We start from the raw sequence: 25,164 nt of genomic DNA, 5'->3' as shown, positions 1-25,164 counted from the left end.
CACCCCCCGGCCCCGGACCCGTGCGGGCCCGGGGCCGGGTCACGTGACCGCTTTGGCGGTCCGCCTCGGAGTCTTCCGCGGGTTCAGAGAACCGAGCCGGGGTCGCCCGGGCGGATACGACCGCGCCAGGCGCCGGTCTCGCCACCGCGCTGCTCGATGTAGTCCTTGAAGCGGTTGAGGTCTCCGTTGACACGACGGTCGATCAGGCCGAGCGCGTCGGCACCCTTCTCGGCGATGCCGCTGGGCTCTACGTCCATCGTGAGCTCCACCCTGGTGTGTGTCTCGTCCAGGGGCTCGAACCGGACGGATCCCCGCTGCTCGGTGTCACCCTCGATCGCCCGCCAGGTGATCCGGTCGTCCGGCAGCTGGTCGACGATCTCGGTGTCGAACTCGCGCCGCACCCCGCCGATCCGCGTGGTCCAGTGGTTGTGCCGGTCGTCGAGCTGCCTCACCTCCTCGACGCCCTCCATGAAGTTCGGGAAGTCCTCGAACTGGGTCCATTGGTTGTAGGCCGTGTGGACCGGGACGGCGACGTCCACGGCTTTCTTGACCGTGCTCATCTGTTCCTCCTTGTCGGATACGGCTCATCACCGGGGCGCTGTCGGCGTCCGACGCGCTCTCCCGTGGCCGCCGGGTACCCGATCTCCCGGAGTGCACCCGTCATCGTGCCGTGTCGACTGCCGGCCCGGTGACGTGCCGCGCTGGGTACCCGATGAGGGAGACCTGTCCTGATCGCCCCTACGGTGAGGAGGGCGCTGTGAACGCGGTAGTGGAGAGCGTGCGGATATCCGCCGCGGGTGTGCTGCTCGAAGCTGATGTGGCCGTCCCGGAATCGGCGCGGGGCGTCGTGCTCTTCGCGCACGGCAGCGGCAGCAGCAGGCACAGTCCGCGCAACCGCTTCGTCGCCGGGGAACTGCAGACGGCCGGGATCGGCACCGTCCTCGCCGACCTGCTCACCCGCGAGGAGGAGAACGCCGACGCGGTCACGGGGACGCTCCGCTTCGACATCGGCATCCTCGCCGGGCGTCTGATCGACCTCGCCGACTGGCTGCGGACATACCGGCCCGCCGCGCACCTCGGACACGGGCTCTTCGGTGCGAGCACGGGCGCCGCGGCCGCCCTCGTCGCGGCCGCGGAGCTCCCGGACACGATCCGCGCGGTCGTCAGCCGGGGCGGCCGGCCCGACCTGGCCGAAGGAGCGCTGGCGTCGGTCCGTCAGCCCACCCTGCTCATCGTCGGCGAACGGGATCCGGAGGTCCTGCGCCTGAACCGGACGGCGATGCGGGAGATGCCAGGTGAGACCCGGCTCGAAATCGTCCCCGGTGCGACCCACCTGTTCGAGGAACCCGGCACTCTGGAGCGCGTGGCCCGGCTGGCCGGTGACTGGTTCACGCGGTATCTGGGCGGGTAGGCCCCCACCTGCTGGTCACCATGTGAAGGGGCGCGTCTCCGTCCAGCCGACCGTCAGACGGCGCTCGGCGGACAGCCACTCGCCGTTCTGCCTGGCGAACTCGTCGAGACAGCGGATGGACACGATCACCAGCGTGCGCTTCATCGGCCCTTTCGCTGGGCGGCGCCGGTCGGCCCGCCAAGTCGCCAAGGAGATTTGGTCCCGTGCCGTTCATACCCTGGACATGAGCGATGACCTGCGGGGATGCCGTCCGGTGCGATCCTGTGCCGTGGGCCACCGAGCGCGCTCGAAAGCGCACGCGCGCGCCTGATCCCCGTTGGTCCGGCACCGCGTCCGACAACCTCGAGCAACGGCGAGGAACTGATGAATCCGAGCAAAGCCGACCGTTCTGAGCAAGCCGTCGCCGAAGGTGACGCCGACTCCGCGGCCGGGGTCAAGCCACTGCTCGACGCCCCACAGACGGCTGCGGCGGGCGTCGCTATGTGGATTTTCGTCGTCGCACCGATGATCTGCCTGGTCGTCGCGGTGCCGTTGGTGTGGGGACGGGGCTTGTCCGCGCTGGACGTCGGCATGGCCCTGGTTGCCTACCTGGTGTCCGGCTTCGGCCTCACGGTCGGCTATCACCGTCTCTTCACGCACCGCTCGTTCAAGGCGAAGCGGGGCCTGCGCATCGCCCTGGCCGTCGCGGGCTCGCTGGGGGTCGAGGGATCGCCGGTGCAGTGGGTGGCGAACCACCGCCGCCACCACGCTTTCGCCGACCGCGAGGGTGACCCGCACTCGCCCTGGCGCTTCGGAACCGACACGCGTGCGCTGCTCAAGGGGCTTCTCCACGCGCACATCGGGTGGATGCTGAAGCGTGAACTGAGCAACCGGTCCAGGTTCGCGCCCGACATCGCCGCCGATCCCGACCTGCGGCTCATCGGCCGGCTCTTCGGGCCGCTGACAGCCGTCTCGCTCCTGGCCCCCGCGCTGGTCGGCGGGCTCGTCACCGGCACCTGGACCGGTGCGCTGACCGGATTCTTCTGGGCCGGCCTGATGCGGATGGCGCTGCTGCACCATGTCACCTGGTCGGTGAACTCCGTCTGCCACGTCGCGGGCAGGCGTCCGTTCGCCAGTCGGGACAAGGCCACCAACTTCTGGCCGCTCGCACTGCTGTCCTTCGGTGAGAGCTGGCACAACTCCCATCACGCTGACCCCACGGGCGCACGCCACGGTGTGCTGCCGGGCCAGCTCGACCCGTCGGCCCGCCTGATCCGGGTGTTCGAGAAGCTGGGCTGGGCCTACGACGTTCGCTGGCCGAGCGCGGACCGTCTCAGTGCTCGTCTGCTCCCCGAACCGGCCGGTCAGCAGGGGTCCGTAGCCTGACGCCCTCGGGCGGCGCGTCGCGCCTGGTGCACGGCGACGAGCATGACGATCACGGAGGTCAACGCGAGCGCGGCGCCGGTGTAGAGCGGCGCCGTGTAGCCGAGGCCCGCGGTGATGGCCAGGCCGCCGAGCCAGGCGCCGAGGGCGTTGCCGACATTGGACGCGGAGACGTTGGCGCTCGCGGCCAGCGCCGCGCCGTCGGCGGCGTCGGTCACCCGAGTGATCATGCCGGGTACGGCGGCGAACCCGGCCACGCCCAGCAGAAAGGCCAGTACCACCGAGGCCACGGCACTGCCGGCCAGCAGACCGAACACGGCCAGGGTGATGGTCAGTGCGAGCAGTGCGAGCACCAGGGCGCGGTCGCGGTCCCGGTCGGCTGCCCGCCCGCCGATCAGGTTCCCTACGACCAGGCCGGCGCCGTACAGCATCAGCAACCAGGCGACATCCGCCGAGGAGAACCCGCTGACCTCGGTGAAGGTGTACGCGATATAGCTGAACGCCCCGAACATCCCGCCGTAGCCGAGTGCCGTGGCGGTCAGCGTCAGCCACACCTGCCAGGACCCGAACGCCCGGAACTGGTCCCGCATGCCGGCCGGCGCCCCAGTCCCTGCCGCCGCCCCCGCCGAGCCGGGTACGAGGGTGACGATGCCGGTGAGCGCCAGCACGCCGATCGCCGTGACCACCCGGAAGGCCGCCCGCCATCCCCAACGCTCGCCCACCAGCGCGCCGAACGGTACACCCAGCACGTTCGCGAGCGTCAGCCCGGCGAACATGACCGCCACCGCACGGGACTTGCGCTCCGGTGCCACCAGACCGCGTGCGACGAGCGAGCCGATACCGAAGAACGAACCGTGGCACAGTGCGCCGACGATCCGCCCGAGCAGCAGCACGGAGTAGGTGGGTGCGACCGCGGACAACAGGTTGCCGACGACGAACAACGCCATCAGCCCGACCAGCACGTGTTTGCGAGCCAACCGCGCCGTCGCCGCGGTGAGGGCGATCGCGCCGACGGCCACGCTCAGCGCGTACCCGGAGATCAGCCCGCCCGCGGTTGCCTCGGACACCGAGAAATCCGACGCAACCTGCGGCAGCAGCCCGGCGATCAGAAACTCGGTCAGCCCGATACCGAAACCGCCGAGCGCCAACGCGACCAGCCCGATCGGCATCCGCCGGGGATCGACCCCGCGGCCGTCCACCACCCCTTGCCTGTCACCGACCTCGATCTCACCCATGAACCGACCCTCACCGCCGGCGGTGGCCTCGTCCATGGACAAAGATCTCCCGGAGCTTGGACGAAGCCGTAAATGCGTTGGACGGGGCCGGCAGTCGGTGCGTAACGTCCGTGGGACCGTGACGTCGTGCGAGGAGGTGAGACCCATGAACGCTGTAGCAGAATGGGTGCTCCCTCTCCCCGTCACGGTCGGGCGATTGACGTAGGTGTCGCCGGGAGCGCCTTCACGACAAGGCCTCCCGAAAGGCAACAACCCATGCAGTCTGTGTGTTTCACCACGGAGACGACGTCGGACGGTGTCGTCGAACGCGACTTCACCGTGGGTGAGATCCCCGGCGTGCTCTGGTCGCCGGCATCGAGCCCCGAACGCGCGCCCCTGGTGCTGATGGGCCACGGCGGCGGCACCCACAAGAAGTGGCCGGCGATGACGGGCCGGGCCCGTCTCCTCGTGACCGGCTGCGGCTTCCACGTCGCCTGTGTCGACGCACCCGGTCACGGCGACCGGCCGCGTACCGCGCACGACGAGCGAGAGATCGCCGCGCTGTACCGGGCGAGGGAGGCGGGCGAGCCGGAAGGCCCCGTCGTCGTCCGCTACAACGCCCACCTGGCAGAACGCGCCGTCCCCGAGTGGCAGGCGACCCTCGACGCCCTCCAGGAACTTCCGGAGATCGGCGGCGCGGGGCCGGTCGGCTACTACGGCCTGAACATGGGCACCGCGATCGGCGTGCCGCTGACCGCGGCCGATCCCAGGATCACCGCCGCGGTCTTCGGCCTCCACTGGCCCGATGCCCTGGCCGAGCCGGCCCGGCGGATCACCGTCCCGGTCGAGTTCGCGTTCCAGTGGGACGACGAGCACATTCCGCGCGAGGCCGGACTCGCGCTGTTCGACGCCTTCGCCTCGAAGGAGAAGACGTTGCACGCCAACACGGGCAGCCACAAGGAACTGCCCAGGTTCGAGGCGGACAGCGCGGCCCGCTTCTTCGCCCGGCATCTGGTCCGGGCCTCCACCTCACCGGCCCTGACCTGAGGGGCCGTCGGTGCCCGGCCGCACCCGCCACAGCGGCCGGGCGCCGCCACCGCTCATCGTGAATCGCCGACCAGTACGGCAGTCAGAGGCGGTTGAAGGCCACCGACCCGGACGGCGACCGGCTCTCCTACTACGCCACCGAACTGCCCGACGGCGTCACCCTCGACCCGGCGACAAGAAGCGCTCAACACGGTGACCGACACCCGGCGCACTCGCCCGCGGTGAAGGCGCTGCCCGCCGCGAGAGGCTCGGTAGGGGCTTCATGCGGGGAGCCAGGACAAGCCGTCCGCGGTGACCCCGAGCCTGCCTTCGGTGGTCGGTGCGGCCGGGGCGTCCAGTGGGGCGCCGTACAGGGCCTGTTCCTGGAGGTCGTTGCCGGTGCGGAAGGTCTCGCTGACGGCCCGGGTGGTGAGGAGCGGGTTCGTGCGGTCGCCAATCGGCCCACCGCGCCCTCCAGTTCGGCCGTGGCGGTGCTCCATCGGGTGCCGAGTCCGCCGGTGGCGAGCGTCCCGGTGTCGCCGGACGCCACGCCCCCGGCCAGCTCGGCGAAGGCGGCGACCTCGTCGACCTCCACCCGGGTGATCTTCTTCGCCGACCGGAAGTACGAGTCCTCGTTGCGCTCCATGTCGTAGAAGGCGATGAGGAATTCGTAGAACACCCCGTACTCCCGGCGGTAGCGCGCCTCGAACTCGGCGAATCCGCGCTCCTCCGGAGCGCTCCCGTCCAGGGACGAGTTCATCACGCGGGCCGCCAACAGGGCGCCGTAGGTGGCCAGATGGACGCCCGAGGAGAGCACCGGGTCCACGAAGCACGCGGCATCACCGACCAGGGCCATGCCCGGCGTCCACAGCGACGTCTTCCAGTACGAGTAGTCCTTGCGGACCCGGACCTGGTCGTACGGCGGCTCGGTCGCGACCGGCACGTCCGTCAGCAGCCGGTCGACCTCCGGGCAGGCCTTGATCATGTCCTGCAGGCGGTACGCGGATCGTTCTGCACGGCCGGGTAGTGCTCCGGCGCGATCATGGCACCGACGCTGGTGAGGTCGTCGCGCAGCGGGATGTACCAGAGCCAGCCCGCGTCGAACGAGGCGCAGAGGATGTTGCCGCCGTTCGGCGCGGGGGAGCCGGCGGCCGCCCGCGTGGCAGCCGAACACGGCGAGGTTGCGGAAGGAGTCTTCACGCCCTGTCGCAGGGAGTTCTCGACGAGTAACTCCGCAATGGGCCGTAGGGCGATGGGGCGAGTGCGGGGTGCGACGCGCGGCGCGGCACGGATTGCCGGCGGCGTCGCCCGGCGGTGGTCGGCCAAGGAAGCCTGAGCACCAGTTGCACCGTCCTGCCGTCGGCGGCCCGGGCCGGTGGCTCACCGCGCTGCTCCCCGTCCCGGGCGGCGAGGCATCGTGCGCGGTGCGGTGCGGGAAGCGCCAGAAGGCCGCAGCGCGGCCCTGGTGATCGAGACGGTGGAGCCGCCGGGGGCTACGCGCTGTGCGGCCGCAGTCCGTCGGTTCGGGCTGATGATCCGCCCCATGAGGTTGCAGCGCCTGCGCGACCGGCGTTTTCTGGAAGTATCCGATGGTGAAACATGAGCGCCTAGGGTGCGGCATGGATCGGGGGCTCTGTCTCGATGTGTTTCTCCTGAGCAGAGCCTCGGTCTGTGCGGTCCGTCGTCGTCGCCCGGCGTTCGACGCGGAGGTGAACCAGGTGAAAGCCGTTGTTTATGAGAAGCCCTTCAGCGTCGCTGTCAGGGATGTCGACGATCCGCAGATCCAGCACCCGAACGACGTGCTGGTACGGGTCACCTCGACCGCCATCTGCGGATCCGACCTGCACATGTACGAGGGCCGTACGGCAGCCGAGTCGGGCATCGTCTTCGGACACGAGAACCTCGGCATAGTCGAGGAGGTCGGCTCCGGCGTGACCTCCCTGTCCAAGGGCGACCGCGTGGTCATGCCCTTCAACGTCGCCTGCGGGTTCTGCAAGAACTGTCTGGCCGGCAAGACCGGCTTCTGCCTCACGGTCAATCCGGGCTTCGCCGGCGGAGCCTACGGCTATGTGGCCATGGGCCCCTACAAGGGCGGCCAGGCAGAGCTGCTGCGGGTACCGTTCGCCGACTTCAACTGTCTGAAGCTGCCGCCGGGCGACGAGTTCGAGACCGATTTCGTGCTGCTCGCCGACATCTTCCCGACCGGGTACCACGGCTGTGAGCTCGCCAAGTTGTCCCCCGGCGAGAGTGTGGCCGTCTTCGGGGCCGGCCCGGTCGGGCTGATGGCCGCGTATTCGGCGCTGCTGCGCGGTGCGTCCAAAGTGTTCTCGGTCGACCGGGTGCCCGAGCGGCTCGCCAAGGCCGAGGAGATCGGGGCGATACCGATCGACTTCACCAAGGGCGACCCCGCCGAGCAGATCAAGGAACAGACCGGAGGTGAGGGGACCGACAAGGGCGTCGACGCGGTCGGCTACCAGGCCCAGGCGCACGACGCCAGCCACGAGGAACCCGCCGTCGTTCTCAACGCCCTCGTCGACACGGTACGGCCGACGGGCATGCTCGGCGTACCGGGCCTGTACGTCCCCTCCGACCCGGGCGGACCCGACGAGCACGCCAAGCACGGCCTGCTGCTGGTCTCCATCGGCCGGATGTTCGAAAAGGGCCAGCAGATGGGCACCGGCCAGTGCAACGTCAAGCAGTACAACCGCCAGCTGCGTGACCTGATCATCGCGGGGCGGGCCAAGCCCAGCTTCGTGGTCTCCCACGAACTGCCGCTGGAGGAGGCACCGGGAGCGTACGAGAAGTTCGACAAGCGGATCGAGGGCTACACCAAGGTCGTCCTGCATCCCGGCCACGCTCTCGCGGCGTAGGACCCGTCTTCACGGCGCGGCGGACCGGCTTCCGTGGCCGGCCCGCCGCGAGTAGCGCCTTCGCGCCTTCGTCACTCGGCGGCACGGCCCGAAGGCGGCTCCGGCGGCCGGGACTCGCGCCCGCCTGTCTCCGTGGGAGCCGCGGTGAGGGCGGTGATCCACTGGCGGGCCAGGGTGCGCTCACCCGTTCCTCCCCCTGCGGCACGTGTACGACCGTGTAGTGACCGGACGCAGCGAGCCGACGCGGCCGGCCGTCGGTCTCCTCGCCCCACACCTCGAACCGGAACGTCATGGAGGACGTGCCGATGCGTTCCACCCCGAGGACCGTCGTCACCTCCTGCTGGAACCAGAGAGGAGAGGCGAAGTCGACCTCGTAGCGCACGCGGGGCGCGGCACCGAAGTAGCCGACGACGCCACGCTCGCGTACCAGAGCCGCCTCCGCCGCCTCCACGAACCGCACCACCGCCGAGTTGTGGTAATGCCCGGAGGCATCGGTGTCCGGCCACTCCACACGGCACCGGTAGACGGTGCGGGCCATTTCAGAAGCCATGGGCCGTCCTTCCGAGGCAAGGGGAAGCGATATCTCGTATTTTTCACGGCCGTCATTTAAAGTCAACACGTCAGCTCGCGGTCTGCGGGTGGTGGTGGGGTGCCCGAAACCCCGACAGAGCGAAAGAGGCGACGTGAAACTTGCATCCCTCGCCGTCGACGGCGTACGGCGGTCCGGCGTCGTGAACGCGTCCGAGCAGACGGTCATGGTGCTGCCGGCGGAGATCGGCACCGTCGACGACATCGTCCGCGGCGGCGCGGAAGCCCTTGAGGCGGCCCGTGCCGCGGCGCCCGGTGAGACCGTGCCGTTGTCCGAGGTCCGCCTGGAATCCCCGGTGCAGCGCTTCAACCGCGACATCCTGTGCACCGGCTGGAACTACTGGGACCACTTCGAGGAGTCGAAGGGCAGGCGTGAGGGCCAGGACCCGGACGGGCGGCCCGAGCACCCCACCTTCTTCACCAAGGGCCCCGACACGGTCATCGGCCCGGCCGACGACATCGCCTACGATCCGGACCTCTCCGCCAAATGGGACTACGAGGCCGAGATCGCGCTGGTCATCGGTCGCGACGGACGCTCTGTCCCGGAGGAGAAGGCCATGGACCACGTCTTCGGCTTCCTCGTCGCCAACGACGTCTCCCAGCGCGATCTCCAGCGGGCGCACGGCGGCCAGTGGCTCAAGGGCAAGAGCATCGACGCGACCATGCCGCTCGGGCCCTGGCTGACGACGGCCGACGAGATCGACGACCTCACCGGTCTGCGGGTGCGGTGCGAGGTCAACGGCCGGCTGTTGCAGGACGCGACCAGCGGCCAGATGGCCTTCTCCGTCCCCCGGATCATCGCCGAACTCAGCCGCGGCATGACCCTGCGCGCCGGGGACGTGGTTCTCACCGGCACACCGAGCGGCATCGGCAATGCCCGTGAACCGCAGATCTTCCTCACCGACGGCGATGTGGTCGTGACCCGGGTCGGCGGGCTCGGCGAGCTCCGCAACACCGTGCGCCGGACCGGCCTCACCTGAGCGGATTCCGGCCCGGTGGAGTGGGCGGGGGCCTGCCGGACCACAAGGTCGGCAGACCCCCGCTGTTCCGTCGCCGTCAGCCGTGACGGCCCGCGGCCTGGTACTCGTCGTCCGCGGTGGGAGAGGAGCCGACGTCGGTTCCCGGTTCCGCCCGGTCGGCGTGGCCCGGCCACCAAGCCGCGTGACCGATGAGCGCGGTGAGGCTCGGGGTGAAGAACATCGCCATGACGAACGCGGCGACCGCGATGCCGAAGGAGACCGCGAAGCCCATCTCCGTGAGCAGCGCGTTGCCCGCCAGCATCATCGTGGCGAAGGTCGCCGCCAGGATGAAGCCCGCCGCGGCCACCGTCGGACCGGCGTGCCGCAGCGCCATCCCGGCCGCCTCGCGCGGGTTGCGGCCCTCCCGGGCCTCCTCGCGGAGCCGGGCGATCATGAGGATGTTGTAGTCCGTGCCGATGGCGACCACGAAGAGATACATGATCACCGGGAGCATGAACATCAGCCCGGGCTTGTTCTGCGCATCCTGGAAGATCCAGACCGTGGCACCGAGCGTGGAGCCGAAGCCGAGCCCGACCGAGGCGATCAGGTACCAGGGGGCGACCACACTGCGCAGCAGGAGCCCCAGGATGACCATGATCAGCAGTGCGGCGACGGGGAACACGGTCCGGTAGTCGTGGTTGACCGCGGCGTCGATGTCCTTGTAGATCGAGGACATACCGCCCACGAGAGCCTCGGTGCCCTCGGGAGCGTTGGCGTGCGCGACGTCACGCACCCCGCCCACGGCGTCTATGGCCTTGTCCGTCGACGCCTCGTACTTGAGCGTGACGGTGAAGTCCGCTGTCGTACCAGCCTTGTTCACCTGGGTCATCCGTGCGCTCGCGACGCCGTCCACGGCACTGAGCTTCCGTGCGTACGTGCCGAAGTCCGCCGTGTCCAGCGGCTTGCCGTCCGTGCTGGACAGATAGACGTCGGTGGGTGCGGCGGCGCCCGCCGAGTACGCCTTCTGCATCTCGTCCTGAACGACCATGGACTCCTTGGTCTTGGGCATCGAGCCCGACGCCAGGTCGAACGTGGCCTTGTAGCCGAGCGTGCCGAGCGACAGCACGACCAGGATGAGACCGGAGACCGCCGCGGTCAGCGCCGGGCGGCGCTGCACCCCACGGCCCAGGGCCGCGAAACGCGCGTTGGCCGGCTCCCGTTGCCACGACTTCGAGGGCCAGAACACCTTCGGGCCGATGAGCGAGACGACGGCCGGGATCAGCGTCAGGCCCGCGATCAGGGTGACCGACACCGCAATGGCCAGCGCCGGGCCCATCTGCTTCAGGAAGCCCAGCGTGGACAGCACCAGCGCGAGGAAGGCGATGATCACCGCGCCGGCCGCCGAGGCGATGGCCTCACCGACCCGGCCGACCGAGTTGACCATGGCCTGCTTGGGTTCGTCACCCGCCCGCAGGCGTTCGCGGTAACGGAACATCAGGAACAGGAAGTAGTCCGTGCCCACGCCGAAGAGCACGACGATCAGGATCGACGAGACGGAACTGTTCGCCTGAAGGTCGAACAGCTTGGTTGCGTACGCGATCAGCCCGTTGGCGATGGCCGACACCACGCCGATCACCACGAGGGGCAGGAAGGCGAGGATCGGCGCCCGGAAGATGATCAGCAGAGTCACCAGGATGATCACGAAGGTGCCGATGCCGATCAGCGCCTCACCGCGCTTGGACGAGTCCTGCTGGTCCAGGGCCTGCGCGGCCGAGCCGCCGAGCTTGACCTCCAGGTCCGTGCCCTTGGCCAGTTGCTTGACGTCGTCGCGCAACACCTTGGCGGCGTCCGCCTGGACGGGCTGGCCGGCCTTCTTGCTGTCCATCTGCACCAGGGTCAGGGTGTACCTGCCGTCCTTGGACGGCTGGCCGGGGACGACCTTCTGTACCTGATCGATGTGCTTGTCACCCAGTTCGGTGGTGATCCGGGCGACGTCCTTCAGGTCGGCGGCGCTGAGCTTGCCGCCGTCGGTGCGCTGGTACAGCGCGATCGCGGACGGCGTGAAGGCGCTGGGGAACGCCTTCTGCTGAAGATCGGCCGCTTTGATCGACTCGTAACTCTTGGGCAGGAAACTGCTCTCGTCGCTGTTGGAGGGCAGGCTCGGGGCGGTGGCGACGATCGCCACCGCCGCGATCAGCCATGCCACGATCGTCCAGACAGGATGCCGGACGACGGCAGTGCCAATACTTCGGAACATGCGGAAGGTCCTCCTGGGTAGGAAGATCACCGCAGCCCGGGGAGCGGACCCTGGCATCGGCGACCCCGACCGGCACGCATCCAACGGGCCGGTCGCAAAGTTGTCTTGCGGTCATATGGTAGGGATCACAGGTGAAGATCGGTCCAGTGAGTTTCCGGTAGCCCGACGACCGTCTCACGCGCGGCCCTGTCATCTGTACGGCAGGAACCCGGTCGGCGACCATCAAAGACATGATCGCCGTACCGTCGCCCGCCCGAAAGGCCGAACCATGTCGACGATCCGCCAGTGGCAGCTGCGGGCCGCGTTCGCGGTGCGGCTGTCGGAGATGTACGGGCGGGAAGTGCCCGCCTACACGACGCTGGTGGACGTCTCGCGCGAGGTCAACGAGGACGTGCTGCGCGCCCGGGGAGCCGACGCCGAACGCCTCGGATCCATCGGCCGGGTGACCGCCGAGCGCCACGGAGCCATTCGCGTCGGCACACCGGGGGAACTGCGCCAGGTCGCCCGTGTCTTCGCCGCCCTCGGTATGCACCCGGTCGGCTTCTACGACCTGCGGGAGGCCGCCGCCAGCGCCGTCCCCGTCGTCTCCACCGCCTTCCGCCCGGTCGACGGCGAGGAACTCGCCCGCAACCCCTTCCGGGTGTTCACCTCCATGCTCACCTCCGCCGACCCGCGCTTCTTCGACCCCGACCTGCGTGCGCGCCTGGAGACCTTCCTGGCCCGCCGCGAACTCTTTCCCCCCGAACTGCTCACGCTGGCCGACCGCGCCGCGGCCGACGGCGAACTGCCGGCGGACGAAGCCGAGCGCTTCCTCGGGCTGGCCGTGCGGGTCTTCGAGTTGTCGAAGGAACCGGTGGACCGGGCCTGGTACCGCACCCTGGAGAAGGTCTCCGCCGTCGCCGCCGACATCGGCGGCGTCCGCGGCACGCACATCAACCACCTCACCCCGCGCGTCCTGGACATCGACGAGCTCTACCGCCGTATGACGGACCGCGGTGTCGAGATGATCGACACCATCCAGGGCCCGCCGGCCTGGAAGGGCCCAGACGTCCTGCTGCGCCAGACGTCCTTCCGGGCCCTGGCCGAAACCCGCCCCATGCGCACCGAGGACGGCAGCGTCGTCAGCGGATCCCTGCGGGTGCGCTTCGGCGAGGTCGAGGCCCGCGGCATCGCCCTCACCCGCACCGGACGGGCCCACTACGACGAACTCCTCGGCCGCGTCGACGAGCAGGCGTCCCAGAACCCCACGGCGGCGCGCGGTGACATCGCGCGCGCCGTCTGGGAGCGGCACATGCCCGCCGGCGAGGAGGAACTCGCGGCCCAGGAGCTGGCGTACTTCACCTACCGACTCGCCGACGGGCGGCCGCGCGACGGCGGCCGTCCGCCCACCCATGCCGGCGAACTGGTGCGGCAGGGCTGGGTGCTGGCCGAGCCCATCGTCTACGAGGACTTCCTGCCCCGCTCCGCCGCCGGCATCTTCCAGTCCAACCTCACCGGCGAGGGCACCCGCGACAACGACCAGCAGGGCACCGCCTACGACGCCGACTGGCTCTCCGGCGCCATCGGCCGCGAGGTCCTCGACCCCTTCGCCCTCTACGAGCAGCAGCAGAACCGCTCCCTGGCCCATGTCGCCCGCGCCCTGGGCCTCATCGGCCCCCTCCGCTGACCCCTCACCCTCTGGAGGTCCCACGATGACCAGTACCGCGCTGCCCACCACGGACGATCTGCGCGCCCGCGCCCGGGCCTGCCTGCGGACCATCGGTGCGCAGGTCGCGGAGGGCGACGACTTCCCGGCTCGCACCCCCATCACCGGCGAGCACCTCTTCGGGCTGCGCGCGGCCACCGGCGACGACATCGAGGAGGCCCTCGCGGCCGCCCGTGCCGCCTTTCTCACCTGGCGCACCACACCCGCCCCGCGCCGCGGCGAACTCGTACGCCGGCTGGGGGAGTTGCTGCGTGAGCACAAGAGCGACCTGACCGATCTCGTCACCGTCGAGGCGGGCAAGATCCGCTCCGAGGCGCTCGGCGAGGTACAGGAGATGATCGACATCTGTGACTTCGCGGTCGGCCTGTCCCGCCAGCTGTACGGCCGTACGATCGCCTCCGAACGCCCCGGCCACCGGCTGGCCGAGACCTGGCACCCGCTCGGCGTGGTCGGCGTCATCTCGGCCTTCAACTTCCCCGTCGCCGTGTGGTCCTGGAACACGGCCGTCGCCCTGGTCTGCGGCGACACGGTGGTCTGGAAACCCTCGGAGCTCACCCCGCTGACCGCCATGGCCTGCCACCACCTGCTCGCCCGCGCCGCGGAGGAGACCGGCGCACCCCGTGACGTACACCGTCTCCTGCTCGGTGACCGCGCGGTCGGCGAGCGGCTCGTCGACGACCCCCGGGTGGCCCTCGTCAGCGCCACGGGCTCCACCCGGATGGGCCGCGAGGTCGGCCCGCGCGTCGCCGCCCGGTTCGGCCGCAGCCTGCTGGAACTCGGCGGCAACAACGCGGCGATCGTCGCCCCGTCCGCCGACCTGGACCTCGCCGTCCAGAGCATCGTCTTCGCGGCGGCCGGCACGGCGGGCCAGCGGTGCACCACACTGCGCCGCCTCATCGTCCACCGCGACATCGCCGACACCCTCGCCGAGCGCCTGACCGCGGTCTACGGCAGGCTGCCGGTCGGCAGTCCGTTCGACGACACGACGCTGGTCGGCCCGCTCATCTCCACCGCCGCCCTCGACGCCATGCACCTCGCCCTCACTCGCGTCCAGGCGCAGGGCGGCAAGGTCCTGGCCGGCGGAAACCGGCGGCTGGCCGAGGCGGCACCGGCGGCCGCCTACACCGAGCCCGTCCTGGTGCGCGTCGACGAACAGACCGACGTCGTACGGGAGGAGACCTTCGCGCCGATCCTGTACGTCCTCGCCTATGACACCCTCGACGAGGCGATCGCACTGCACAACGACGTCCCGCAGGGCTTGTCGTCCAGCATCTTCACCCGGGACCAGCGGGAGGCCGAGATCTTCCTGTCCGCCGCCGGCTCCGACTGCGGCATCGCCAACGTCAACATCGGCACCTCCGGAGCCGAGATCGGCGGTGCCTTCGGCGGCGAGAAGGACACCGGAGGGGGCCGCGAGTCCGGCTCCGACGCCTGGAAGGCGTACATGCGCGCGACCACCAACACGGTCAACTACTCCGGCGAACTCACCCTTGCCCAGGGCGTCAGCTTCCTCTGACGAGGCCCTGGAAGTGGCGGCGGCCCGGCTCACGTCGACCGGCCCAGAACCCTCACAACACGCGTCACGGCAGAGGGTCGCCGAACGGCCCGGCGCCCGATTCGTCGTGGCCGCCGCCCGGCGTTCCGGCCGCTCCCTCGGGCAGCAGGAAGGCGGTGAGCGCGGCCGTGTCGTCCTGCAACTTGTCGTGGCTGTACGCCAGCAGATCCTGATGGAGCCGTTCCAGCAGCTCCGGGGGCGGCATCGGCCCCCACGAGCGCAGCCGCTGGAGCAGGGGGTAGAAGGAACCGTCCGGGTCGCGGGTCTCGGTGACGCCGTCCGTGTAGAGCAGCAGCTGGTCGCCCGGGCCGAAGGGGTAGGCGTCGACGCGGTAGGGGTCCCCGACGAGCATGCCGAGGTTCAGGGGCGGCCCAGGCCGCCCCCGGTCCAGCTCGCTCACCTCGCCGGGGCGGATGAGCAGTGGCGGCGGATGGCCGCAGTTGAGGACGCGGACGACCCTCTCGTCGTCGGGGATCTCGGCGAAGACGGCGGTGACGAACCGCTCGCCCGTCTCGCTGCCGCCCAGCTGGTCGGCGCGGCGCGTCATGCTGATGTCCACCCGCTCCACCAGGGCACGCAGATCGGGTTCGTCGTGCGCGGCCTCACGGAATGCGCCCAGCATCGCGGCCGCGGTCTCCACCGCGAGCAGGCCCTTGCCCCGCACGTCACCGATGAGCAGCCGTACCCCGTACGCGGTCGGCACGGCCTCGAAGAGGTCGCCACCGATCCGTGCCTCCGCGGCGGCGGACAGGTAGAAGCTCTCCAGCAGCAGGTTCCCGATCCGGTGCGGGACCGGTCTGAGCAGGACGCGCTGCGCGATCTCGGCCACGAACCGGACGTCGGCCAGGGTGCGTTCCCGGCGGATCCGGTGCGCTGCCAGGATCGTGCCCAGGGCTCCCACCAGGGCCGTACACGCGTAGGCGGCCACGTAGTGACGGTCCCAGAGCAAGCCGACGGTCCGTCCCGCACAGCACGCGGTTCCGGCCAGTAAAAGTTCGAGGCCGATGGCGAAGGCGGTGGCGCCGGCGACCACGAGGGGCGAGTGCGCGAAGGCGGTCACCAGGGGCAGGGCGATCAGCGCGAAGCTGATCGGCCAGTCCACGGGGGTGACCGGTTCGATCAGCAGTACACCGACGACGTACAGGACCGGAAGCCAGCGCATCCACGCGGGGGGCGCGGGCAGTGCTGGGTTCTGACCGTCGTGCCTCACCCGGGACTCCTGGCATACGAATCTCGACAAGACGCCCAGCCTCCCGGGCCGCAGCCCGACGCGCCGGTGATTGCTCCACCCAGCGGCATGTTCCGGGGTCACGGCAGCGTTCGTCTTCATCTTCGAAACATTCGAGGAAGGGGAGGAACTGCGATCGATCTTGAAATGGCCAATTGTCGACAGGGCTGATCACACTTTCGACAGCTATTCGCCTGAGGTGCGGCAATGGCTGAATCGGTCGCGCGAAGGTTTCGAAATAGTTACCGAAACTGTTGACAGGTGACATGGGCAGACCAACACTCCCAGCAAGCCACACCCGCACAGACCATACGAGGAGGCATCCCATGAACCCGCTCGACCACGCACTGAGCCGCCGGAGCGCCGGCGCCCTGCTGCTGGGCGCCGCCGCCGGGCTGGCCCTGCCCGGCACCGCCCGCGCCGCCACCGTCGTCACCACGAACCAGACCGGCACCAGCAACGGCTACTACTACTCGTTCTGGACCGACGCGCAGGGCACGGTCTCCATGACCCTGGGCTCCGGCGGCAACTACAGCGCCGGCTGGAGTAACACGGGCAACTTCGTCTGCGGCAAGGGATGGAGCACCGGCGCCCGCCGGAACGTGACCTACTCGGGCAGCTTCAGCCCGTCCGGCAACGGCTACCTGTCCCTCTACGGCTGGACGTCCAACCCGCTCGTCGAGTACTACATCGTCGACAACTGGGGCACCTACCGGCCCACCGGCACATACAAGGGCAGCGTCACCAGCGACGGCGGCACGTACGACATCTACCTGACGACGCGGTACAACGCCCCGTCCGTCGAAGGCACCAAGACCTTCAACCAGTACTGGAGCGTTCGCCAGTCGAAGCGCACCGGCGGCACCATCACCACCGGCAACCACTTCGACGCCTGGGCCAGGGCCGGCATGTCCCTCGGCAGCTTCAGCTACTACCAGATCCTCGCGACCGAGGGCTACCAGAGCAGCGGCAGCTCCAACATCACGGTGGCGTGATGAGTGCCGTAGCGGAACGCTCATTACGCCCCTTGCTGGCGACCGCCGCCACCCTCGCGCTGGCCGCCGCGGGCACGCTCGCCGTCGGCGCCGCCCCGGCCCACTCCGCCACCTGCGCCGGCTACGTCGGTCTCACCTTCGACGACGGGCCGTCCACCGCCCACACGCCGGGCCTGCTCAGCGCCCTCAAGGCGAACGGGCTGCGGGCCACCCTGTTCAACGAGGGCCAGTACGCGGCCGCCTACCCGGCGCAGGTCCGGGCCGAGGTGAGCGCGGGCATGTGGGTCGGCAACCACAGCTACACCCACCCGCATCTGACCCAGCAGACCCAGGCGCAGATCGACTCCGAGATCTCCCGCACCCAGTCGGCCGTCGCCGGCGCCGGTGGCGGGACCCCGGTGCTCTTCCGGCCGCCTTACGGCGAGACCAACGCGACCGTGCGCACGGTCGAGGCCAAGTACGGGCTGACCGAGATCATCTGGGACGTCGACTCGCAGGACTGGAACGGCGCGAGCACCGACGCGATCGTGCAGGCCGTCTCCCGGCTCACCAGCGGCCAGATCATCCTCATGCACGAGTGGCCGGCCAACACGCTCGCCGCGATCCCGCGCATCGCGCAGACCCTTACGGCCAAGGGACTGTGCTCCGGGCGGATCTCCGCACAGACCGGCCGCGCGGTCGCTCCCTGAGAACAGCGGCACAAGGGGCGCGGCGGTCGGCCAACCGCCGCGCCATCCTCATGGCTTCGGATGAAAAGGGATCTTTCGCACGCTCTCCGACGCTAGGTTCGTCCTCGTGGACTACTACGACCTGGGCGGTCACAGCCGGCGCGTGACCACGTCGTCCCCCGAGGCGCAGACATGGTTCGACCGGGGGCTGATCTGGACCTACGCCTTCCACCACGAGGAGGCCGTCCGCTGTTTCGAGGCGGCCGGCGCGGCGGACCCGGAGTGTGCCATGGCCGACTGGGGCGTGGCCTACGCCCTCGGCCCCAACTACAACAAACCCTGGGACTTCTTCGACCAGGAGGACCTCGCACGCACGGTGGAGCGCACGCACACCGCCGTGGAGAGCGCCCACGCCAAGGCCGCCCACGCGACCCCCGTCGAGCGGGCCCTCGTCGAGGCTCTGCGCGCCCGCTACCCGCAGGCCGCGGCCCCGGACGCGGAGGCCTGCTCGGTGTGGAACACGGCCTACGCCGACAGCATGCGCGGGGTATACGAACTGGCGCCCGACGACCTCGACGTCGCCACCCTGTACGCCGACGCCCTGATGAACCTCACCCCCTGGCAGCTCTGGGACATCCGCAGCGGCCGGCCGGCCGAAGGCGCCCGCACCATGGACGCCAAGGCGGTGCTGGAGCGGGCCCTCGGTACCGAGGCGGCCGCTCGCCACCCCGGCCTGCCGCACCTCTACATCCACCTGATGGAGATGTCACCCACCCCCGAGACCGCCCTGCCCGTCGCCGACCTGCTGCGCGACCTGGTCCCCGACGCCGGGCACCTCCAGCACATGCCCTCGCACCTGGAAGTCCTCTGCGGCGACTACCGGCGCGTGCTCTCCGACAACGCCGCGGCCGTCGCCGCCGACGACAAGTACCACGCCCGCGCCGGCGCGATGAACTTCTACACCCTCTACCGCTGCCACAACCTCCACTTCCGGATCTACGGCGCGATGTTCCTGGGCCGCCTCCAGGACGCCCTCGCCACCGCCGAACGGCTCGAAGCCGCCGTACCCGAGGAACTGCTGCGCGTGGAGAGCCCCCCGATGGCCGACTGGCTGGAGGGCTTCCTCGCGATGCGGGTGCACGTCCTGATCCGCTTCGGCCGCTGGGACGACGTCCTGCGCCTGCCGCTGCCCGCCGACCCCCGGCTGTACTGCGTGACCACCGCGATGCTGCACTACGCGCGCGGCGTCGCCCACTCCGCCACCGGCCGGATCGCCGAGGCCGAGGAGGAACGCGCCCGCTTCCGGGAGGCGGCCGCCGCCGTACCCGGCACCCGGATGCTGTTCAACAACACCTGCGCCGACATCCTGGCCATCGCCTCCGCGATGCTCGACGGCGAACTCGCCTACCGCAAGGGCGACTTCGACACCGCCTTCGCCGAACTGCGCCGGTCGGTCGACCTGGACGACAACCTTCCCTACGACGAGCCATGGGGCTGGATGCAGCCCACCCGGCACGCCTACGGCGCCCTGCTCCTGGAACGCGGCCGGGTCGAGGAGGCCGAGGCGGTCTACCGGGCCGACCTCGGCCTGGACGACACGCTGCCCCGGCCGTTGCAGCATCCGGGCAACGTCTGGTCCCTGCACGGCTTCCACGAATGCCTCCGGCGGCTCGGCAAGGAGGGCGAGGCACGGATCGTGGCCCAGCAGCTGAAGCTCGCGGCAGCGACGGCGGACGTGCCGATCACGGCGTCCTGCTTCTGCCGTACCGACTGCTGCCATACGGGTTAGAGCGTCCGCGCGACCAGCAGCGCCACGTCGTCGTGGTCGTCCGGGTGGCGCAGCCCGTGCAGCAGCAGGTCACAGGTCTCCTCCAGCGGCCGGTGGGGCTCGTCCAGGAAGCCGAGCAGAACTGCGAGGCGGTCGTCGATGGGGTGGCGGCGGGTCTCGACCAGGCCGTCGGTGTACAGCACCAGGAGGTCACCCGCGGCAAGGTCGACGGTGGTGGTCTCGAAGGGGATGCCGCCGACGCCGAGCGGGGCGGCGGGCGGCAGCTCCAGCAGGCCCGGCACCCCTCCGGAGTGCACCAGCGCGGGCGGCATATGTCCCGCGTTGGCGATCTCACAGCTCCGGCTGCGCGGGTCGTACACCGCGTAGAGACAGGTGACGATGTAGTGCTCCAGATCGCAGGTGATCCGGTCCAGATGCTGGAGCACCGCGGCCGGGGGCAGCTCCAGGTCCGCGTAGGCACAGGTGGCGGTGCGCAGCCTGCCCATGGTGGCGGCCGCGTCGATGCCGTTGCCCATCACGTCGCCGACGACCAGCGCGGTCCGGTCGTCCGACAGCGGGATCACGTCGTACCAGTCGCCGCCGACCTCGCTGGTCGCCTGGGCGGGCTGGTAGCGGGAGGCCAGTTCGAGGCCCGTGTGGTGCGGCGGGTGGTCGGGGAGGAGGCTGCGCTGGAGGGTGAGGGCGGTGTTGCGGACGCTCTGGAACCAGCGGGCGTTGTCGATGGCCACGGCGGCCCGCCCGGCCAGCTCGGTGGCGAGGACGACGTCGTCCTCGTCGAAGGGCAGCGGATTACGGGTGCGCTTGAGGTCGAGGGCGCCGAGCACCTCCCCGTGGGCGATCAGCGGCACCGCGAGATACGAGTGGACACCGGCCTGCGCCAGCAGCTCGCCCGCCTCCGCGTTGCGGGCGATACGCGGCAGATCGTGGGGGCCGACATGCGGGACCAGGACCGGCCGCGCGGTGTGCACACACAGCGTGACCAGCCGGTCGCCGTCGTAGGCCGCGAGGTCACCGGGCGGGTCGGCGGCCCGCAGCGCGACCGTGGGATGGGCCGCCGTCAGGGCGAGGGCACGGAACAGCTCCGGGCCGTTCTCCGGCCTGCGGGAACGGCGCAGGGCCAGCGCCGCGTCCAGCACGTCCACGGCGACCACGTCCGCGAGGACCGGGGTGGCGATCTCGGCCAGCTCGTGCGCCGTGCGCTCCACCTCCAGCGAGGTGCCCACCCGCGCCGAGGCGTCCGCGATGAGGGCGAGACGGCGCCGGGCCCGGTCGGCCTCCGCGGCGGCACGGTGTCGCTCGGTGACGTCGACGACCGAGGTCGCCGCGCCCAGGACGCGGCCGCCGGGATCCTCCAGCCGGTAGAACGACATCGACCAGGCGTGCTCGTGCTCGGGATCGGTCGGCGGACGGCCCACGTGGTACTGGTCGAGGAGCGGAGTGCCGGTGGTGAGCACCTGGCGCAGCGCCGATTCGACGGTGTCGATGTCGGGCAGCGGCAGGGTCTCCCGCAGATGGCGGCCGACGTGCTCCTCCGCGGGCACACCGTCGATCCGCTCCAGTGCCGGGTTCACCAGGAGGTAACGCAGGTCCGGGTCGAGGAGGGCCAGGCCGATCGGGGACTGGTTGATAAGCCGCTCGCACAGCGCCAGGTCGGTCTCCACCCGCTGGAGCATGGCGTGGTCGGCCACGATGCCCAGCGCGTACACGTCCCCGAGATCGTCCAGCAGCCGCATGGTGCGGAACTCCATCAGCCGGCTGTCGCCGTCCTTGCGCCGGACGGGAAAGGCACCGGCCCAGCTGTGGCCGGTCTCCATCACCTCCATGAACAGGTTCACGGCCGCCTTCAGATGCTCCGGGTGAACAAGGAGTCGCGCCGCGCTCTTGCCCAGGGCGTCCTCGGCCGTGTAGCCGAAGAGTTCCTCTGCCTGCGGGGTCCAGAACACGATCCGCCCCTGCGAGTCCAGCGCCACCGCGGCCACGCTCAGCACGTCCAGCAGACCGGTCGGACGCGCTCCGCCGGGGCCGTACTCCTCACCGTCGGAGCCGTTGGAGCCACCGGACCGCAGGAAACCCACAGCCATGCCTCACCACCTCCACCGGCCGGCGGGACGACACCGCTGCCACGGCATTTCCATGCCGTCCCCGGCCGTCCGCCCGCGCCGACTCCAGGCCGAGTACCCCGCTCCGCGCGGGGCTCCCGCCGCGCATCCGCGTGACCTCGAAGTTCCCGCCCCCGTTCCCCTGAGGGCCGTGCGCATCGGTTGGACAAGCAGGAACATTGGGGTACGTAGAGGATGTAGCCAATGGATTTCCCGCGCGAAGACTTCGAGGTGCCGCCCTCTGCCGGCCCGCACGACCTCCTCGACGCCTCCAGCGACGCGGCGGCGGTGCTGTCGGCCGAGGGCGTCGTGATCGGCTGGACCCGTGGCGCCGAGGCCCTGCTCGGCCGTCCGGCCACCGAGGTGGTCGGCCGTCCCGCGGCAGGTCTGCTCGCCATGCGCGCGGACCCGGCCCGCGCCGCCGGCGTCGCCGCGCGCTGTCGCTCCGGCATGGGGTGGAGCGGACTCGTCCCGGTACGGCACCGCGACGGCCGCACGCTCGACGTGGACCTGCGGGTCTCCGCCTCCTTCCACATCGACGGAGACGAGTGTTTCCTCCTCTCCGCGCGTGAACGGCGGCCGCAGTGGACGGTGGGGCAGTCCGTCCTCGACGGGTTCTTGACCCGCTCGCCGATCGGCATGGCCGTGATGGACTCGGAGCTGCGCTATGTGTGGCTGAACGACACCCTGGAACGCTTCGGCGGAGTGCCCCGGGAGCAGCGCCTGGGCCGCCGGCTGTGCGAGCTGCTGCCCGGGCTGCAGGCGACCACCATCGAAGGCCTGATGCGCAAGGTGCTCACCACCCGGGAGCCGGTCACCGACTACGAGTACCTCGGCTGGAGCTGGGCCGATCCGCACCGCCAGCGCGCCTACTCCACGTCGTTCTTCCCGCTCGTCGACGCCGACGACTCCGTGACCGGCGTCTGCTACATGGTCGCCGACGTGACCGAGCGATGGAACGCCCGCCAGCGGCTGTCGATGATCAACGAGGCCGGCACCCGCATCGGCACCACCCTCGACGTGCTGCGCACCGCCCAGGAACTCGCCGACTTCGCCGTCCCCCGCTTCGCCGACTTCGTCATCGTCGACCTCCTGGAGCCCGTCCTGAGCACCGAGGGCCACGGCACCTGGCTGACCGACGCGGGCCCGGCGTCCACCGGTCCTGTGATGCGGCGCGCCGCACTGAAGACCGTCCGCGACGGCAACCCCGAGGTCGTGGCGTACATCGGCGACCCGGTGGACTTCCTGCCCCCGGCGCACGGCATCGACCTGCTCATCAACGGCGAGCCGGTCCTCATCCCCGAGCTCGACCCGGAGGACCCGCTGTGGCTCTCCGAGCAGCCCGAACGGGCCGCGCACATACGGGAGTTCGGACTGCACTCCCTCATCGCCGTCCCGATGCGGGCACGCAACACCGCCCTGGGCCTCACCACGTTCGCCCGCTCGCTCAACCCGGTCCCCTTCCAGCCCGACGACGTCCTGCTCGCCGGGGAACTGGTCGCGCGCGCGGCCGTCTGCGTCGACAACGCCCGCCGCTACACGAGGGAGCACACGGCGGCCGTCACCCTGCAGCGCAGTCTGCTGCCCCAGGCCCTGACGGGCGGTACGGCCCTGGAGGTGGCGTCCTCCTACCTGCCGGCGGACGCGACGGACGGCGTCGGCGGTGACTGGTTCGACGTGATCCCGCTGTCCGGCGCCCGGGTCGGTCTGGTCGTCGGCGACGTGGTCGGCCACGGCCTCGCCGCGGCGGCGAGCATGGGCCGGCTGCGCACCGCCGTCCAGACCCTCGCCGACATGGACATGCCACCCGACGAACTCCTCGCCCACCTCGACGACCTGGTGCTGCGGCTGGGGGACGAGGAGAGCGGGAGCGCGGTCTCCCAGGGCAGCACGGCCACGTTCGTCGGAGCGACCTGTCTGTACGCGGTCTACGATCCGGTGACCCGGCGCTGCGCCATGGCCCGGGCAGGACATCCGCCGCCGGTCGTCGTGGCACCCGACGGTCGGGTCTGGTTCGCCGAGCTGCCCGCCGGACCGCCGCTCGGGCTCGGCGGCATGGCCTTCGAGGCCACCGAGATCGAACTCGCCGAGAACAGCCTGTTCGGCCTCTACACCGACGGCCTCATCGAAGGAGCCGACCAGGACGTCGAACGGGGCATGGCCGGCCTCCGCTCCGCACTGGCCAGCCCCGACGCCGACCTTTCCACGCTGTGCACGGCCACCGTGCAGCAGCTGGTCCCGGTGCCCCAGCCCGACGACATCGCCCTGCTCCTGGCCCGCACCCACGCGCTGGGCGCCGACGACGTCGTCTCCTGGGACGTGCCGGTGGACCCGGCCGCCGTCGCCGACGTCCGGGCCCGGGCGGTACGCCAGGTGGTGGCGTGGGGCTACGACGAGCTGGCGATGACCACCGAACTCATCGTCAGCGAACTGGTCACCAACGCCATCCGCTACGCCGAACCGCCCATCCGGCTACGGCTGTTGCACGACTCCCGGCTGACCTGTGAGGTCGCCGACGCCAGCAGCACCGCACCCCGGCTGCGGCACGCCCGCAGCACGGACGAGGGCGGCCGCGGCCTCTACCTGGTGGCCCAGCTCGCCCACCGCTGGGGCGCCCGCTACACCGGCGAGGGCAAGATCATCTGGGCCGAGCTGGAGCTCCCGGACAGGCCCTGACCTGGTAGTTGGACGCGGACAGCCGGACCCCGTCGGCACCCCGCACCGGGCACCAGGTCGCGTCGGCCCGGTACACCGCGGAGCCGTCGCCCGCCTCGCGCCGGACCCGGAACGCGATCGCACTGCGCAGGGACGCCACGCTCTTCGGCGTCGAAGCGGTCTTGACGAACCAGCGTTGCCCGCAGACCAGCACTCCGTAGGAGACACAGCCGGAGTCCTGCCGGCCGAACGTGCGGAACACGGTGCCGACTTGATCGAGGAAGGCTTCGGGGCGCGCGACATGCCGGACGTTCTGGAACGGGTGGGTCGCCATTTCCCGCCTGGTGTCACAGGCCTCGTGGAGTGGGCGCCGAAGAACGCGCCGGGCGGGCGCATGCCGATCGCCGGACGCAACAGTCCGTCGATCTACTTCGGCACGCGGTGGGGCAGGCGTCAGCGGCGTTCATCTTAGGTTGCAGGTCCAAGGGCATCTCCGCAGGCCGGCCGCGCCTCGGTATACGGCCCGTTGCTGATCGTCTAGTCAGATGTCAGCATCCTGGACGTTTCCGCCCAGAAGGTCCGTGACGGTGTCACCAGAGCGCGAGTTGCGCTTCGGTGTCCTGACGACGGTCTCTCGCTTCCTCCTGCCGCTGCTGCGGCAGGGTCGCGCCACCTGCCCGCCCCGCCGCCGCCTTGCGGCGGGTGCGGGTGGTGCGGGTCTTCTGGTCGGCTCCACGAGGCTTCGACACCGCCGGGGCGGTGTCCTGGTCTCCGGCCACTCCG

19 protein-coding genes and 3 pseudogenes are annotated in these 25,164 nt (G+C 70.6%); 11 read left to right on the top strand and 11 right to left on the bottom strand.

Going from position 1 to position 25,164, the window contains the following annotated elements; translation table 11 throughout:
• Positions 1-83 precede the first annotated feature (83 nt).
• Positions 84-560, bottom strand: a complete 477-nt coding sequence (locus ABTY98_RS01965; protein ID WP_352218912.1) for an SRPBCC family protein — start codon at positions 558-560, stop codon at positions 84-86.
• A 197-nt stretch (positions 561-757) separates the two neighbouring features.
• Between ABTY98_RS01965 and ABTY98_RS01960 the strand changes: the two genes are divergently transcribed.
• The gene (locus tag ABTY98_RS01960; RefSeq protein ID WP_352218911.1) at positions 758-1,411 is read left to right on the top strand and encodes a dienelactone hydrolase family protein; all 654 of its coding nucleotides are present in this window, start codon (positions 758-760) and stop codon (positions 1,409-1,411) included.
• A 15-nt stretch (positions 1,412-1,426) separates the two neighbouring features.
• Here ABTY98_RS01960 and ABTY98_RS01955 read toward each other — a convergent pair whose 3' ends face one another.
• Positions 1,427-1,555 (bottom strand): hypothetical protein, encoded by a 129-nt coding sequence (locus ABTY98_RS01955; protein WP_352218910.1) that lies wholly within the window; start codon positions 1,553-1,555, stop codon positions 1,427-1,429.
• A 219-nt stretch (positions 1,556-1,774) separates the two neighbouring features.
• On the opposite strand from ABTY98_RS01955, the gene ABTY98_RS01950 reads away from it, so the two are divergent.
• Positions 1,775-2,776: an acyl-CoA desaturase gene (locus ABTY98_RS01950; protein ID WP_502994131.1), complete on the top strand. Its 1,002-nt coding sequence runs from the start codon at positions 1,775-1,777 to the stop codon at positions 2,774-2,776.
• Here the strand turns inward: ABTY98_RS01950 and ABTY98_RS01945 are convergent.
• The gene (locus tag ABTY98_RS01945) at positions 2,755-3,942 is read right to left on the bottom strand and encodes an MFS transporter (protein ID WP_352219204.1); all 1,188 of its coding nucleotides are present in this window, start codon (positions 3,940-3,942) and stop codon (positions 2,755-2,757) included. The two genes, ABTY98_RS01950 and ABTY98_RS01945, sit on opposite strands and share 22 nt — an antisense overlap.
• Before the next feature lie 321 nt (positions 3,943-4,263).
• On the opposite strand from ABTY98_RS01945, the gene ABTY98_RS01940 reads away from it, so the two are divergent.
• On the top strand, positions 4,264-5,034 hold the full coding sequence (locus tag ABTY98_RS01940; protein WP_352218909.1) for a dienelactone hydrolase family protein: 771 nt from the start codon (positions 4,264-4,266) through the stop codon (positions 5,032-5,034).
• Between the two features lie 184 nt (positions 5,035-5,218).
• Here ABTY98_RS01940 and ABTY98_RS01935 read toward each other — a convergent pair whose 3' ends face one another.
• Together ABTY98_RS01935 and ABTY98_RS01930 are read right to left on the bottom strand one after the other, a co-directional pair.
• On the bottom strand, positions 5,219-5,998 hold the full coding sequence (locus ABTY98_RS01935; RefSeq protein ID WP_352218908.1) for a tryptophan 7-halogenase: 780 nt from the start codon (positions 5,996-5,998) through the stop codon (positions 5,219-5,221).
• Positions 5,995-6,213, bottom strand: coding sequence for a hypothetical protein (locus tag ABTY98_RS01930; protein WP_352218907.1), 219 nt, complete (start codon positions 6,211-6,213; stop codon positions 5,995-5,997). The genes ABTY98_RS01935 and ABTY98_RS01930 overlap by 4 nt, the downstream gene beginning before the upstream one ends.
• Positions 6,214-6,731: 518 nt before the next feature.
• On the opposite strand from ABTY98_RS01930, the gene ABTY98_RS01925 reads away from it, so the two are divergent.
• Entirely contained in the window at positions 6,732-7,883 is a 1,152-nt protein-coding gene (locus ABTY98_RS01925) for a glutathione-independent formaldehyde dehydrogenase (RefSeq protein ID WP_352218906.1), read from the top strand.
• Positions 7,884-8,106: 223 nt separating this feature from the next.
• Here the strand turns inward: ABTY98_RS01925 and ABTY98_RS01920 are convergent.
• Positions 8,107-8,421, bottom strand: a pseudogene (locus tag ABTY98_RS01920) (acyl-CoA thioesterase); the annotation flags it as partial.
• 145 nt (positions 8,422-8,566) lie between these two features.
• On the opposite strand from ABTY98_RS01920, the gene ABTY98_RS01915 reads away from it, so the two are divergent.
• The gene (locus ABTY98_RS01915) at positions 8,567-9,451 is read left to right on the top strand and encodes a fumarylacetoacetate hydrolase family protein (protein ID WP_352218905.1); all 885 of its coding nucleotides are present in this window, start codon (positions 8,567-8,569) and stop codon (positions 9,449-9,451) included.
• A gap of 76 nt (positions 9,452-9,527) precedes the next feature.
• On the opposite strand, the gene ABTY98_RS01910 is transcribed toward ABTY98_RS01915, so the two are convergent.
• A complete protein-coding gene (locus ABTY98_RS01910; protein WP_352218904.1) occupies positions 9,528-11,687 on the bottom strand; it encodes an MMPL family transporter in 2,160 nt (719 codons plus the stop codon).
• Positions 11,688-11,955: 268 nt separating this feature from the next.
• Between ABTY98_RS01910 and hglS the strand changes: the two genes are divergently transcribed.
• Both hglS and amaB read left to right on the top strand, forming a co-directional pair.
• On the top strand, positions 11,956-13,353 hold the full coding sequence (gene hglS / locus ABTY98_RS01905; RefSeq protein WP_352218903.1) for a 2-oxoadipate dioxygenase/decarboxylase: 1,398 nt from the start codon (positions 11,956-11,958) through the stop codon (positions 13,351-13,353).
• A gap of 25 nt (positions 13,354-13,378) precedes the next feature.
• Positions 13,379-14,908 (top strand): L-piperidine-6-carboxylate dehydrogenase, encoded by a 1,530-nt coding sequence (gene amaB / locus ABTY98_RS01900; RefSeq protein ID WP_352218902.1) that lies wholly within the window; start codon positions 13,379-13,381, stop codon positions 14,906-14,908.
• Between the two features lie 64 nt (positions 14,909-14,972).
• On the opposite strand, the gene ABTY98_RS01895 is transcribed toward amaB, so the two are convergent.
• Complete coding sequence (locus tag ABTY98_RS01895; protein WP_352218901.1) at positions 14,973-16,157, bottom strand: PP2C family protein-serine/threonine phosphatase; 1,185 nt, start codon at positions 16,155-16,157, stop codon at positions 14,973-14,975.
• Positions 16,158-16,501: 344 nt separating this feature from the next.
• Here ABTY98_RS01895 and xynA point away from each other — a divergent pair, with 344 nt between their 5' ends.
• From xynA to ABTY98_RS01880, 3 genes and pseudogenes are all read left to right on the top strand, one after another.
• Positions 16,502-17,170, top strand: coding sequence for an endo-1,4-beta-xylanase XynA (gene xynA, locus ABTY98_RS01890; RefSeq protein WP_352218900.1), 669 nt, complete (start codon positions 16,502-16,504; stop codon positions 17,168-17,170).
• Positions 17,170-17,856, top strand: a pseudogene (locus ABTY98_RS01885) (polysaccharide deacetylase family protein); the annotation flags it as partial. The gene xynA and the pseudogene ABTY98_RS01885, both read left to right, overlap by 1 nt.
• 109 nt (positions 17,857-17,965) lie before the next feature.
• Complete coding sequence (locus ABTY98_RS01880) at positions 17,966-19,627, top strand: hypothetical protein (protein WP_352218899.1); 1,662 nt, start codon at positions 17,966-17,968, stop codon at positions 19,625-19,627.
• Here ABTY98_RS01880 and ABTY98_RS01875 read toward each other — a convergent pair.
• On the bottom strand, positions 19,624-21,708 hold the full coding sequence (locus tag ABTY98_RS01875) for a SpoIIE family protein phosphatase (protein WP_352218898.1): 2,085 nt from the start codon (positions 21,706-21,708) through the stop codon (positions 19,624-19,626). The two genes, ABTY98_RS01880 and ABTY98_RS01875, sit on opposite strands and share 4 nt — an antisense overlap.
• A 222-nt stretch (positions 21,709-21,930) precedes the next feature.
• On the opposite strand from ABTY98_RS01875, the gene ABTY98_RS01870 reads away from it, so the two are divergent.
• On the top strand, positions 21,931-24,402 hold the full coding sequence (locus ABTY98_RS01870; protein ID WP_352218897.1) for a SpoIIE family protein phosphatase: 2,472 nt from the start codon (positions 21,931-21,933) through the stop codon (positions 24,400-24,402).
• On the opposite strand, the gene ABTY98_RS01865 is transcribed toward ABTY98_RS01870, so the two are convergent.
• On the bottom strand, positions 24,365-24,715 hold the full coding sequence (locus ABTY98_RS01865) for an AbfB domain-containing protein (protein ID WP_352218896.1): 351 nt from the start codon (positions 24,713-24,715) through the stop codon (positions 24,365-24,367). The genes ABTY98_RS01870 and ABTY98_RS01865 overlap by 38 nt on opposite strands.
• A gap of 256 nt (positions 24,716-24,971) precedes the next feature.
• Positions 24,972-25,164, bottom strand: a pseudogene (locus ABTY98_RS01860) (IS607 family element RNA-guided endonuclease TnpB); the annotation flags it as partial.

Source organism: Streptomyces sp. NPDC096040, assembly GCF_040303265.1.
GTDB lineage: Bacteria > Actinomycetota > Actinomycetes > Streptomycetales > Streptomycetaceae > Streptomyces.
Note: the sequence above shows the minus strand (reverse complement) of the source record. Positions and strands in the feature narration are given on the sequence as shown.